This is a genomic window from Staphylococcus gallinarum (genome assembly GCF_029774255.1).
Taxonomy (GTDB): Bacteria; Bacillota; Bacilli; order Staphylococcales; family Staphylococcaceae; genus Staphylococcus; species Staphylococcus gallinarum.
This window is the reverse complement of sequence record NZ_CP069082.1, coordinates 1,716,025-1,729,407: the sequence shown is the minus strand read 5'-3', so window position 1 is coordinate 1,729,407 and position 13,383 is coordinate 1,716,025. Positions and strand designations below refer to the sequence as shown.

General features: G+C 32.8%; 10 protein-coding genes and 1 riboswitch. Of the genes, 6 read left to right on the top strand and 4 right to left on the bottom strand.

Annotated elements, in window-relative coordinates; genetic code table 11:
• Positions 1-1,368 carry a signal recognition particle protein gene (gene ffh / locus JN168_RS08075; RefSeq protein ID WP_042738876.1) on the top strand — a complete coding sequence of 456 codons (1,368 nt, stop codon included), beginning with the start codon at positions 1-3 and terminating at the stop codon, positions 1,366-1,368.
• Between the two features lie 373 nt (positions 1,369-1,741).
• Here the strand turns inward: ffh and JN168_RS08070 are convergent, their stop codons facing one another.
• Both JN168_RS08070 and JN168_RS08065 read right to left on the bottom strand, forming a co-directional pair.
• On the bottom strand, positions 1,742-3,043 hold the full coding sequence (locus tag JN168_RS08070; RefSeq protein WP_279525751.1) for an LLM class flavin-dependent oxidoreductase: 1,302 nt from the start codon (positions 3,041-3,043) through the stop codon (positions 1,742-1,744).
• 22 nt (positions 3,044-3,065) lie between these two features.
• Positions 3,066-3,818 carry a 3-oxoacyl-ACP reductase gene (locus JN168_RS08065; protein WP_229367147.1) on the bottom strand — a complete coding sequence of 251 codons (753 nt, stop codon included), beginning with the start codon at positions 3,816-3,818 and terminating at the stop codon, positions 3,066-3,068.
• Between the two features lie 109 nt (positions 3,819-3,927).
• A riboswitch (TPP riboswitch) is annotated at positions 3,928-4,029 on the bottom strand.
• A gap of 219 nt (positions 4,030-4,248) precedes the next feature.
• On the opposite strand from JN168_RS08065, the gene rpsP reads away from it, so the two are divergent.
• The 4 genes from rpsP to rplS all read left to right on the top strand — a co-directional run bounded on the left by rpsP (position 4,249) and on the right by rplS (position 6,605).
• The gene (gene rpsP, locus JN168_RS08060) at positions 4,249-4,515 is read left to right on the top strand and encodes a 30S ribosomal protein S16 (protein ID WP_042738873.1); all 267 of its coding nucleotides are present in this window, start codon (positions 4,249-4,251) and stop codon (positions 4,513-4,515) included.
• Positions 4,516-4,907: 392 nt separating this feature from the next.
• Positions 4,908-5,414 carry a ribosome maturation factor RimM gene (gene rimM / locus JN168_RS08055; RefSeq protein ID WP_042738872.1) on the top strand — a complete coding sequence of 169 codons (507 nt, stop codon included), beginning with the start codon at positions 4,908-4,910 and terminating at the stop codon, positions 5,412-5,414.
• Positions 5,414-6,151: a tRNA (guanosine(37)-N1)-methyltransferase TrmD gene (gene trmD / locus JN168_RS08050; protein WP_042738871.1), complete on the top strand. Its 738-nt coding sequence runs from the start codon at positions 5,414-5,416 to the stop codon at positions 6,149-6,151. Before rimM ends, trmD begins: the two co-directional genes overlap by 1 nt.
• A gap of 103 nt (positions 6,152-6,254) precedes the next feature.
• Positions 6,255-6,605, top strand: coding sequence for a 50S ribosomal protein L19 (rplS, locus tag JN168_RS08045; RefSeq protein ID WP_042738870.1), 351 nt, complete (start codon positions 6,255-6,257; stop codon positions 6,603-6,605).
• Between the two features lie 317 nt (positions 6,606-6,922).
• Here the strand turns inward: rplS and JN168_RS08040 are convergent, their stop codons facing one another.
• Together JN168_RS08040 and JN168_RS08035 are read right to left on the bottom strand one after the other, a co-directional pair.
• A complete protein-coding gene (locus tag JN168_RS08040; RefSeq protein WP_229367148.1) occupies positions 6,923-9,538 on the bottom strand; it encodes a YfhO family protein in 2,616 nt (871 codons plus the stop codon).
• A 44-nt stretch (positions 9,539-9,582) separates the two neighbouring features.
• On the bottom strand, positions 9,583-12,153 hold the full coding sequence (locus tag JN168_RS08035; protein WP_229367149.1) for a YfhO family protein: 2,571 nt from the start codon (positions 12,151-12,153) through the stop codon (positions 9,583-9,585).
• Between the two features lie 369 nt (positions 12,154-12,522).
• Here JN168_RS08035 and ylqF point away from each other — a divergent pair, with 369 nt between their 5' ends.
• Positions 12,523-13,383, top strand: coding sequence for a ribosome biogenesis GTPase YlqF (gene ylqF, locus JN168_RS08030; protein ID WP_229367150.1), 861 nt, complete (start codon positions 12,523-12,525; stop codon positions 13,381-13,383).

Here is a 13,383-nt window from a genome sequence, read left to right as displayed (position 1 = left end):
ATGGCATTTGAAGGATTATCCGATCGCTTGCAAGACACAATGCAAAAGATTCGAGGCAAAGGTAAAGTAACTGAAGCCGATATTAAGGTTATGATGCGAGAAGTGCGATTGGCGTTATTAGAAGCCGATGTTAACTTTAAAGTTGTTAAGGAATTTATCAAAACTGTATCAGATAGAGCTTTAGGATCAGATGTAATGAAGTCATTAACACCTGGTCAACAAGTAATCAAAATCGTACAAGAGGAACTGACTCAATTGATGGGTGGGGAAAACTCAACGATAACAATGGCAAATAAACCACCAACAGTAGTTATGATGGTAGGTTTACAAGGTGCAGGGAAAACAACTACAGCTGGTAAGTTAGCGTTATTAATGCGAAAGAAATATAATAAAAAACCATTGCTCGTAGCAGCTGATATCTATAGACCTGCAGCAATTGACCAATTGCAAACCGTTGGTAAGCAAATTGATATTCCTGTTTATAGTGAAGGAGATCAAGTTAAACCACAACAAATTGTCGAAAATGCAATTCAACATGCTAAAGCAGAGCATTTAGATTTTGTAATTATTGATACAGCTGGACGTTTACACGTTGATGAAGCGTTAATGCAAGAATTAACAGATGTTAAAGAAATTACGAAACCGAATGAAATTATGTTAGTTGTGGATGCCATGACAGGTCAAGACGCAGTAAATGTAGCGCAATCATTTGATGAGCAACTTGAATTAACAGGCGTAACACTGACTAAATTAGATGGTGATACACGTGGTGGGGCAGCACTCTCAATTCGTTCTGTAACTCAAAAACCTATTAAATTTGTGGGTATGAGTGAAAAATTAGATGGATTGGAACCATTCCATCCGGAAAGAATGGCTTCAAGAATACTTGGTATGGGTGATGTGCTAAGTTTAATTGAAAAGGCTCAACAAGATGTCGATGCTGATAAAGCTAAGGATCTTGAGAAGAAAATGCGCACTTCATCATTTACGCTTGAGGATTTCTTGGAACAATTAGACCAAGTCAAAAACCTGGGTCCGCTTGATGATATTATGAAAATGATTCCTGGAATGAACAAGATGAAAGGTATCAATAACTTAAATATGGATGAGAAACAGATCGACCATATTAAAGCGATTATTCAATCTATGACACCGGCTGAACGTAATGATCCAGATAGTTTAAATGTATCACGTAAGAAACGTATTGCTAAAGGTTCAGGACGTTCAGTACAAGAAGTGAACAGATTGATGAAACAATTTAATGATATGAAGAAAATGATGAAACAATTTTCTGGTGGCGGAAAAGGTAAAAAAGGTAAACGTAAGCAAATGGAGAATATGTTAAATGGTATGAACTTACCATTCTAATTCAATTTGCTTAGTAGTTTAGTCCTAGAAGATATTTAACCGTTTAACAATCAATAAAGTGCGATAAACAATGTTAGTGCTTGATGATAGTTGAATCCACTAACCTAATTCTGCAATATTACTATTAATTTGAAAAAGAGAAATCCCTTCAAGGTAATCAATGATTTGATAACTTTGAAGGGGTTTTTTATTTATGTTTTGTATTCATATTGCTGATTTATCTATGGAATTATTACTATTAATGTGAGTAATAAACTAATGGTTATCAAGAACAATAGTACACTTGTTATTGTAATGCTACTACATGTAATCATAGTTAATTATACTAATTGAATGCATTGTATTTCAATGTGTTAAAGTTACAGAAATATTTTTACAAAAGTCCAAGATTTTCTCTAAATGTAGTCCCTTCATATTCAATGCGATAAAGTCCTCGTTTTTGTAATTCAGGTACGATATAATCAACGAAATCTTCTAAACTATTAGGGAACACCGGTGGCATTAAGTTAAAACCGTCTGCAACACCAGCATTAAACCATTTTTCCATTTCGTCAACGATTTGAGTAGGTGTACCTATCAACGTTAAATGTCCGCCACCAGCGCTAAGGTAACCCAATAATTCACGCAGTGTAGGATTTTTATCATTGATAATTTCTAGTACAGTTTGGTAACGACCTTTGGGTCCTGTAAAGTTCTCTACAGGTGGTAATGGTGGAATAGGTTCGTCTAAATCCCAACTATGACAATCTTGGCGAATAAAGAACTTTAATTGATTTAATGCTGTATCAATGGCTAAGGACTCGTCCAATTGACGTTTTTTGGCGTAAGCTTCAGCATAAGTTTCTCCGACATAGGTAACTAAACCTGGATACACCTTTAAGCTGTTCGTTGGTTTTCCAACCGATGTTAATTTGTTATTTAATTTTTGGCGAAATGCTGTAGCTTGCTTTAGGTTCCAAGCGACTGCATAGACAGCATCTGCATACTTAGTTGCTAGTGTGATACCTTGATCTGAGGCACCAGCTTGCATTGCAATGGGTTTGCCTTGAGGACTTCCAGGTGTCGTTAGTGGTCCTTGGACATCGAAATAATGACCTTTAAAATGAATTGGCTGAATTGCATCAGCGTTGATTAAAGTATTTTCTGCTTTATTATGTAAGAAATCTGCCGTTGTCCACGAATCTAATAACAGATTCATGACTTGAGCGAATTCGTCTGCTTTTTCATAGCGCGTATCATGATCTGGTAGACGCTCCATACTGTGGTTTGCTGCTTCTAAATCAGTCATAGATGTTACTAAGTTCCAACCTGCACGTCCGTTACTCATATGATCAATACTTAAGAGTTGTCTAGCTGCTGTATATGGATTAGCAAAGGTACTGGAAATCGTTGCAACTAAGCCAACGTGTTGCGTAACTTGGGCTATTGCAGCTAAATTGACCAAAGGGTCAAACCAAAATGCGGGCATATCACTTGGTGATTGTGCTGGAAAAGATTGATTATCTGCAAAAAATATCGCATCAAATAATCCACGTTCTGCAATTTGAGCTAATGATTGATAATACGAGATATCTCCTATACGTTCAACACTTGAATTGCTCATACGCCAAGCCGCTTGATGATGACCGCATCCATAAATTAGTACACCGATGTTAAGTTGACGAGTTTGTGTCATAAGATGATTCATCCTCCATTTCTTAATTCATTGTTAATCCACCATCAACTGTAAAGTTCTGACCGGTTATCCCTTTAGCTTGATCAGAAATGAGGTAGCTTACCATATTTGCTACATCTTGAGGTGATGTGACTTGTCTTAATGGCGTGGTTTGAGCAATAAGATCAAATACTTCTTGTGTCGTCACTGCACTTGCGTCAGTCGTCTTTAGTAAACCACCAGATACAACATTTGCATTAATACCATATTGACCTAATTCAGCGGCGATATTTCGTGTGAATCCTATTAAACCTGCTTTTGCAGTGGTATATTCATGGTAAGGTACGACTGGATTTTGATAAAGGTTTGTACCAATCGAAACAATTGTTCCTGTTTCTCTTGTGATAAATTGTTTAATGACTGCTTGAGTCACATTGAATGCTCCTTTTAACGTGCCGTCGAGTTGTTGTTGATAGTCATCCCAACTTAAGTCTATAAATGCTTTTTGTGCAGTGGGATCAAATTTAAATCCTACAAGCGCATTATTTACCACCGCATCTATTTGCCCAAAATGTTCTGTTGCATGTGCAATCATTTCATCAACTTGGTTTCTATCAGTAATATCTGCTGGTAAAGCGATAGCCTGTGATTCACCAATTTCACGTACGAGTTGTTTAGCTAAGTCTTTACTTTTAAAATAATTTATAATTACATTATGACCTTGTGTAGCTAATGTTCTTGCTATCGTTGCACCTAACCCTCTGCTACTACCTGTGATTAAAATTGTTTTAGTCATATATTCACCTCATCATTGATTTATTAAATAAAAAAATACACAACCCTCTCTAGGAAAGTTGTGTATCAAAAAGTATATGAATACGTCAAAAAAGACTATCAGTTTCATTATCATATTGGTAACACTTTCCTACGCTAGTCTTAGCTAGATCAGGTTCGAAGGGTTTGAGTTTTGCTCATCTCAGTTTTAAAAAACACCCCTAGTGCATGCGTTATTTAATTTAACTTCAATGTATAGCTTTTAATAAACCATGTCAAGTTGTGCAAAAGTTTAAATTTAAATACAAATCAGGTGTATGACTAAAAGTCACAGTTTAAAAATATAGATTCAATATTGGTAAAGAAAAAACTCTTTACAAAGTACTACAGAACTGTTAATATTATTTCTTGTAGAAAATAAAAATATTAAGAACATAAAGGAGAGAATATAAATGGCAGTTAAATTACGTTTAACACGTTTAGGTTCAAAAAGAAATCCATTCTATCGTATTGTAGCAGCTGATGCTCGTGCGCCACGTGACGGTCGTAACATCGAACAAATCGGTACTTACAACCCTAACAATGTAAATGCACCAGAAGTTAAAATCGACGAAGAATTAGCATTAAAATGGTTATCACAAGGTGCAAAACCAACTGATACTGTACGTAACATCTTATCAAGAGAAGGTATCTTGAAAAAATTCGACGAACAAAAATAATAATAAATCGAACGTATTGATTTATTTTAAATATGTTAGAACTAGAAGGTTATAACATAGTCTAGAAGATGATTTTTACTTTTATCTAAAGTAGAAATCATCTTTTTTTATTGGTCAATATTGAATTTGAAGGCTAAACGGTAAATAGGGTGATTTAAGCCGTAATATTAAGCTTAGAAATAAAATACTTATTGCCTGAAATTAGCGGCTTGCTAATAAGAAATACTGTATTAGTTGTTCGAGTTACTTGAATAATTTTTATTTATTTTAGTAAACACTACTTCTATACGATAACGTATTACAGCTATCTCAATCCATGTTATAATGGATTACGAATTTTATTTAGTTTCATTACCTATGAAGATAGTTGTAATGATGACGGAGGAAAAATAATGAAAGTTGAAATTGGTAAATTTGTAAACACACATGGTGTTAAAGGTGAAATTAAGATTAAATCACATTCTGATTTTACAGATACTCGATTCCAACCGGGAGAATCTGTAATAATTCAAGCTGAGGGTAAAGAAGCAGAAACGTTTAAGATTAGTAGCCACAGAATGCATAAAGGCTTGCATATGCTTAAGTTTGAAGGAATTAATAATATTAATGATATAGAATATTTAAAGGGTGCAACATTATTACAAGAACGTGATCATGATGAGATAGAATTAGCCGAACATGAATATTTCTATTCAGATATAATAGGTTGTACTGTATTTGATGATGAAGGAACTGCAATTGGACGTGTGACAGAAATATTTGAAACTGGTGCTAACGATGTTTGGGTTGTTAAAGGTAATAAAGAATATCTTATTCCGTATATTGCTGATGTGGTTAAAGATGTCGATGTGGAAGGTAGAAGTATCACAATAACACCAATGGAAGGATTGTTAGATTAATGAAAATAGATTTTTTAACACTTTTTCCAGAAATGTTTGAGGGCGTTTTGAGTCATTCGATTTTAAAACGTGCTCAAGAGAAATCAGTGTTACAGGTAAATACTGTAAACTTTAGAAATTTTGCTGAAAATAAACATGGTCAAGTTGATGACTATCCATTTGGTGGTGGTCAAGGCATGGTATTGAAACCTGAACCTGTATTCAATGCAATGGAAAGTATTGATAAGACCCCAGACACACGTGTGGTTTTAATGTGTCCTCAAGGTCGTCCGTTTAACCAAGATATCGCGCAAGAATTAAGCGAAGCGGAGCATCTTGTATTTATTTGTGGTCACTATGAAGGGTATGATGAACGTATACGGCAACATTTAGTGACGGATGAAATTTCTATGGGTGACTATGTGCTTACTGGTGGTGAATTGCCAGCAATGGTCATGACTGATGCTATTGTACGATTGATACCAGGCGTGTTAGGAAATCAACAATCACATGAGGATGATTCATTTCAAGATGGCTTATTAGAGTTTCCACAATACACACGACCTCGAGACTATAAAGGATTAGGCGTACCTGACGTGTTAGTTTCTGGAAATCATGCGCATATTGATGCGTGGCGTCATGAACAAAAACTAATTAGAACCTACGAAAAACGACCGGATTTACTTGAAAGCTATCAGTTAACAGATAAAGACCGCGAGATTATTGAAAGATATAAAAAGCAATTGAAAAATGATTAGCGATATGCTAATATATTTTAAGTGTGCAATACACGAAAAATCACTATGATCCGCTGCTATATTTTGTCGAGGCAAGAACATAGGTTGAAGGAGAGAATAAATAATGAGTAATCACAAATTAATCGAAGCAGTAACACAATCACAATTACGCACAGATTTACCAACGTTCCGTCCAGGTGACACTTTACGTGTACACGTACGTATCATTGAAGGTACTCGTGAGCGTATCCAAGTATTCGAAGGTGTTGTAATTAAGCGCCGTGGTGGAGGTATCTCAGAAACTTTCACTGTACGTAAAATTTCTTCAGGTGTTGGTGTGGAACGTACATTCCCATTACACACTCCAAAGATTGAAAAAATCGAAGTTAAACGTCGCGGTAAAGTACGTCGTGCTAAATTATACTACTTACGTGAATTACGTGGTAAAGCTGCTAGAATTAAAGAAATTCGTTAATCAGCAAATAAGAAATAAAAAAGGTGTGCCAAATTGGGTATCACTTGAAAATATAGAGGAATCTTGTACAAGTTATTGTATAAGATTCCTCTATTTTTATTTAATACTTTGTATGGTCAGTTTGTTCACCTAGGGAGCAGATTACGCCTATAGTTTTCAATTTGACCTGTTCTTCCACTGCGTCTCGCTAAAATACTATAAAATCAAAGACATCATCATGTAATTTAAGCAAAAGCACTAAATTACATGATGATGTCTGTTAAATAAAAAATATAAAGTATCTCTTAATCTGTTTCGATATAATTATCAAAAAATGTTTATTTCAATTTTGATACTATTTTAGTAAAAATGATGCTAAGTATAATGCCAAGTATACTAAGTATTATTAATAGGATTGTGTGTGGAGGCGTATAGGTTAATTTAATAGTTGATTGACCTTTATTAACTGGTATAACGGTCATAATCCCATTACCTTTTTTGACTGGTAACGCTTGTGATCCTGATTTGGCCTGCATGCCTTTACTATATGCAATAGGTAGTACTACATATCCATCTTTATTTGTGTTATGTCGTATCGTGTAGCCGTTTCGTGTTTGTTTTACAGCCACTTTATCTAATGAACGCGTCGCACGCTTTAAGGTACGATAATCTTCACCATATATGCCCTTTACATTGAGTCGATATGTACCTTTAGGCATTCTTATTTTCAAGTCTTGATCGGCTTTAACTCGCATAGTTACAGGTGTTACAAAGCGACGATATTTATAGTTTAGTTCGTTACGTTGTTGTGCATATTCATTTACACCTACATAATGTCTTTTGCTTGGTGTTAATAGTTCTACATCCATTTCTAAATACATATCTTGATATTTGTCGCTGATTTCTTTTGGAAATTGGTATGTCATACCGCCATTATTTTCAGTGACAGTTATTTTATTATGTCCACTTCGATAGGCATTCCGTAAATTATGAGTTGTTTCTGGCAATAGGTTTTTACTTGGTGTAATATGACTGTTTGCTTTTTGATTAGAATCTGAGAACACGACTCCATTTAACATAGCGTGTTCCTTGTCGATGGGTGTCTTTAGCTCTGAATTGCGATAGATTTTATCAGTGAAATGTGCACTTGGATAGTTAATCTGATTTGTTGAATGAATAAAAGGCTCATTTTTCGAATGGTAAATTGTATCTTGTATCTTAAACCCATACGGAATGTTTAAATCATTAGGACGACGTATGCGATCGTTAACGTTCCAAAGTGCCATTAAATTTGCTCGGTTGGACAATAAACGGTAAGTACTGTTTTTATCTATAGGCATATTAATTTGCATCGTTTTATCATAGTAGTTCAATATTGATCCATCAAAGATACTTGAGTATAGTGAGATACCATTATAGTGGTATAACATAGGTGAATTTAATCCATATTTAGACATATAATCTATTCTACTAAGTGGATCATCTTGGTGATTTTTATTAATTTTATTTATTTTTTTAGTTAAGGTAGGACTCTTGTATTTAGATGCAGACATGGCGTCCAAGGTTGATTCATAACTTTTAACATTATTATGATGATCGTTAGTTAAGATAACAGCTTGCTGAATTACTAATAATATGGCAATTATCCAAAAACTATACTTGTTGTGTAGTAAATGTCTATACTTTAAAAGTATAGCGATTAGTACAATTAATATTAAACATATCAACATCCAAGTGATATGTAAATTTTGTTTGAAATATAAGCTAGTCGTCATTATCAGCAACGGTACAATGCTAGAGGTAACGAAAGATTTAAATGTTACTTCATTCAGATAACGGATAAATAAGGCAATTAATCCTGCGGTTGTTAGTGCGAAAATATAAATCCAACGACGTTCTGGTGTTGAGAATCCATTGAACATACTGTCAAAGTAGGGTGTTAATGAACCTAACAACATAATCCAAGTCGCGATTGCAAATAACCTATAATAATAATGCTTATATAATTTGAATGATAACAATGCTATAAGTGCAAGTAGTGATACAGTTATGTAAAAACCATATGAGAAAAAATGTTTTTGTCGTGCAAAATCAGTAAATAGAGGTATTTTAAAATATGGGTTACTGACTCGGTCATTAGCAAGAAATGATGAAACACCAGTATAAAATCCCCATATACCTACTAAAGTGCTAAGTATTACTGCAATTGGTATAATCCATAGCTTTTGTTTGATGGTCACTTTATCTAAAGGATGTGGAAATAGACATCGATAAATATAATAACTCATTAAAATGATTGCTTCATAATAACTAAAGTAAAAATTAGAAAATAACGTTAGGCTAATTGCAATAATAAATAAACCTATTTTCTTTTCTTTAAAGAATCTTTCAATTGCTAATAATGATAAGGGTAAAAAAATTAATAAATCTCCATAATATGACCAAGTGAAATTAAAGTGAATGACAACTGTAGAAGCTGCATATAAAAAGGCAGCAACTAATGTATGATTAAATTTAAATTTTAAGTATCTAAAAAAATAAAACGCACAAACAAATGTAATTGCAGCTTTAAAATACGAAACAATCAACTGATTATATGCCCAAAATTCAATGTGATGTGGATTAATTTTAAAGACAAAATCGCATAACCAAATGATTATGAAATTAATTAAGGTAAAGGGTGATGTAGCGTAATAGTAAGATAACCCTTTAACATAGTCACCACCTAAACCAAATGAATGGTCATAGAAACTTTTGAATTTTGTAAAATGTTCATATAAATACATTTGAAATGGCATCATTTGTCTATAACCATCGCCTGAACCACTAAACACAATGCCTTGTGAGAAAAAACGATAGATGTAAGGGGCGAACGTAAATAATGCAACAATCAACCCCATAGCAAATATACATGCAAATCTGGTATGTTTTTTGTTCCAAAGCTTGCTAAACATGGATAAACCTCATCTCCAACTAACTCCTTCTGCCAAAAATATAATCATTTTTTAATCTTTTTCACCCAAATAAAGCTCATAACAATTGTTATTATAGAAATAAAAATCATACTATACCACCATTTTGGGCGATATTTAATAATGATTTCATCACAATGTTTAGGCACTTTAACGCCTGTCATCATGTAATTCACTTTAAAGGGTGTTACTTTGTGTCCATTGATATAAGCAGACATGCCTTCTCTATATGGAATGTTTATAGTTGCAATACCCTTTTTGTGAGGCTGTAATTTAACCTTTACACCATTTTTAATATCTTTATATGAACCATGATTTTTTTTAACATTATATGCTTTTTTAAGATGTTGATAATTCTCTCCATACAATCCTTTTAATTGAAATTGATAATTCCCCCTTGGACTCAAGGTGATATTAATATTTCCATTTTTGTCGGGTGTCGCTCTGTATAATTGATGATCGACACCTGTACGATATGTAGAATTATTGTACAAGCGGTTATTGATATAATCATTTACATTTACGAGATAATTACTGTCTGGATTGCCGCGTTTAACTATTAATGATAAGTAAAAATCTTTATATTGTTGTCTGATATTTTTAGGTATTTTTAATTGTAGCGAACCAGTTGCTTTAGTAAGTTGTATCCTATGATTTTGCCTTAATTTTATGTTTTTATGACTCATTGTCGTTGAATTCAAAAGGTTTTTAGCTTTTTGAGGATAGTTTTCACCTTTATGAGATATTACAATACCATCTAACATTGCGTGTTCTCGATCAATAGGGTTGTATAAACCTTCAGCTCGATATACTTTGTTTGTCACTCTAACGGTCGGTAAGTTTAAGGTGTTTTCATATATTTGATATTGGCCTCGTGATTTTATCTTTTTAAAATAATACGGCACATTAGATTGATATGATTTTAACATTAAAAATCGTTCTGAAAATAAACTCGCAATATTTTGTCGTCCATTCGTTGATTGATAACGACTAACAGATTCGTTCTTTAGATTGATTTGTAAATCGTCGTAATAGTAATCTAGAATATTATGATCAAAAATACTAGAGTACACACTCATACCTTTAAAATGTTGATACATCGGTGTATTATCTTGTTCGTTTACACGCCAATCTATACGTTCATCTGCCTTTTTACTCGCGTTCATTGCTTTAACAAGTTGTTGTTGCAACTGAGAATCATAGAGACTAGAAGTAGCATAAAAACGGTTAGCTCTGTTAACGTGATCTTCAAAATATATTTGATTTCTAGTAAATACAAAGCTGACTAAAACAGCTAAAATCATTACTGCGATGATATAGAAATTTGTAAATTTAACACGGATTGCTGGCTCTTTCACTAATAAAATAAGTAGACCAATTATCGTTACGACAGGTGTAAAATAAAGCCATGCTACGACTTCTTGATAATACCAACTACTTATAAAAATACATGCTAACGCTATAATTGATGGAAAAATATAGCTTTTAATTGTTAAAGTTCGAAAATACTTAACATATAAACCAATTATTGTTGCAGAATTAAATGCTAATAAGTAATGCCAACGTTTTTGTGGTGCAGAAAAACCATTAAATAATTGGTCGACAAATGGTAAAAAATTAGCTGCGATACATACGATGGTAAGACAAGCAAATAACTTAAAGTAATAATGTTTATACAGTTTGAAAGTAAGTAAAGCTTGTAATGTTACAAAAAGAATTACAATGAGATAATTATCAAACAATACATTCGTGTTTTGATCAAAATGTTCAAACCAGTCGACTGTACCTGTAAAAGGTATACGTCTATTATTTAAATAACTTTGAACTCCATGAAAAAAGAAGAATAAACTGTTTCCTAATGCCAATAATGCGGCAATGATAATACATTTGATTGTACTTTTTCTTGATAAAATATCGTGTTGATGACGAAAAATAATTCTAATAGAAAAATAAATTAAACCAGTAAGTAACTGATAGTAAGCAAAATAGAAATTATTAACTAAGGATAATGTCACAATGACGATAAACCAGCCAAACTGTTTCCTTTTTAAGATACGTTCAATAGACCATAATAACAGTGGTAACAAAATGAAGATATCACTAAAAAATGGCCAGTAAACCGTGAAACGAAAATATAAAGGAGAAATGACAAATACAAACGCTGTTAATACTGCTATGTTACGATTAAGCGCAATATATTTCATAAACAGAAACGTTGCTAACATGGCTAAACTCGATTTAAGAATAGATACAATTAAATCATTGGTTATCCAAAACATAACAGATTCTGTCTGCAGTGGAATAACGAGTTTAATCAGTGCTACGACCAAAGTATTAAGTATAAATATAATATTGGTTGAAAAGTAATAACTTAAATCTGTGAAAAAATCTCCGCCTAAGCCGAATTTTGAAGAATAAAACCAGTTACCGTTGCTCCAGTTTTCATATAAAAACATCTGTATCGGTACCATTTGTTCCATGCCATCATTTGGGCCTGTAAATAAGACTCCATTGACGATGAATCTATATAATATGTAACTATGACCGATCAAAGCCAAGCTAATAAACAAAATGATGTATAACAATTTGCGCCGCATTTTTTATCTCCTATAGCGATGTTTAGTAAGTAATTTATGATTCAAGTAAATCTCGATGATAATAAGCATTGAATACATAAAATATATTTTACTGTTTAATTAATAATACTATATATTTTTAGCTATACCCCAATCAATTCGTAAGTAAATCTCAATAACTTATGTATTTATAGATTTATAAGGTATATAACTCAATTATATTGTAAAATTAAGATTAATAATGAATTTAGATACTGTCATTCATTTTAAAGCGTGCATGTACATGTTATTATTTTATAGTCTATTTAAAAATAAATATAAGCTAAAGTATGAACATTAAATGATATGTTTGAAATTAATGAAGTTTTCAAATTGAGAAAGGTGATAATTATGGTAATTCAATGGTATCCAGGACATATGGCTAAGGCTAAAAGAGAGGTATCAGAACAACTTAAAAAAGTGGATGTTGTATTCGAACTTGTTGATGCTCGAATTCCATATAGTTCAAGAAATCCTATGATAGATGAAGTCATTCAACAAAAACCACGTGTTGTTATCTTAAATAAGAAAGATATGGCAAACCTTAAAGAATTAGAAAAATGGGAGTCGTATTTTAAATCGAAAGGATATTATCCTATAGCAATTGATGCTAAACATGGTAAAGGCTTGAAATTAGTAGAGCAGGCAGCCATCAAAGCGACAAAAGAAAAGTTTGAAAGAGAAAAAGCAAAGGGACTAAAACCACGAGCTATCAGAGCAATGATAGTCGGCATACCAAACGTAGGAAAATCGACACTAATCAATAAATTAGCTAATAAATCTATTGCTAAAACGGGTAACACACCAGGTGTTACTAAACAACAACAATGGATTAAAGTAGGAAATGCATTACAATTGCTAGATACACCGGGTATTCTTTGGCCGAAGTTTGAAGATCAACTTGTAGGAAAAAAATTAAGTATAACAGGTGCGATAAAGGATAGTATTGTCCATTTAGATGAAGTAGCAATATATGGTCTTGAATTTCTAAAGGAACATGATTTTGAAGGGCTAACTAAACATTATAATGTAGATGTAGATAAAGATGCTGAAATATTAGAATGGTTTGATGCAATTGGTAGAAGAAGAGGATTACTAAGACGTGGTAATGAAATAGATTATGAAGCTGTAATCGATTTGATTATACATGAAGTACGTAACGCTAAAATTGGAACCTATACATTTGATATATTTAAAGAAATGGATGTATAG

What these genes read in the sequence shown, in the direction of transcription:
- ffh (WP_042738876.1), top strand. Translation starts at nt 1, where the DNA reads ATGGCATTTGAAGGATTATCCGATCGCTTGCAAGACACAATGCAAAAG.
- JN168_RS08070 (WP_279525751.1), bottom strand. Translation starts at nt 3,043, where the DNA reads ATGACACAAACTCGTCAACTTAACATCGGTGTACTAATTTATGGATGC.
- JN168_RS08065 (WP_229367147.1), bottom strand. Translation starts at nt 3,818, where the DNA reads ATGACTAAAACAATTTTAATCACAGGTAGTAGCAGAGGGTTAGGTGCA.
- rpsP (WP_042738873.1), top strand. Translation starts at nt 4,249, where the DNA reads ATGGCAGTTAAATTACGTTTAACACGTTTAGGTTCAAAAAGAAATCCA.
- rimM (WP_042738872.1), top strand. Translation starts at nt 4,908, where the DNA reads ATGAAAGTTGAAATTGGTAAATTTGTAAACACACATGGTGTTAAAGGT.
- trmD (WP_042738871.1), top strand. Translation starts at nt 5,414, where the DNA reads ATGAAAATAGATTTTTTAACACTTTTTCCAGAAATGTTTGAGGGCGTT.
- rplS (WP_042738870.1), top strand. Translation starts at nt 6,255, where the DNA reads ATGAGTAATCACAAATTAATCGAAGCAGTAACACAATCACAATTACGC.
- JN168_RS08040 (WP_229367148.1), bottom strand. Translation starts at nt 9,538, where the DNA reads ATGTTTAGCAAGCTTTGGAACAAAAAACATACCAGATTTGCATGTATA.
- JN168_RS08035 (WP_229367149.1), bottom strand. Translation starts at nt 12,153, where the DNA reads ATGCGGCGCAAATTGTTATACATCATTTTGTTTATTAGCTTGGCTTTG.
- ylqF (WP_229367150.1), top strand. Translation starts at nt 12,523, where the DNA reads ATGGTAATTCAATGGTATCCAGGACATATGGCTAAGGCTAAAAGAGAG.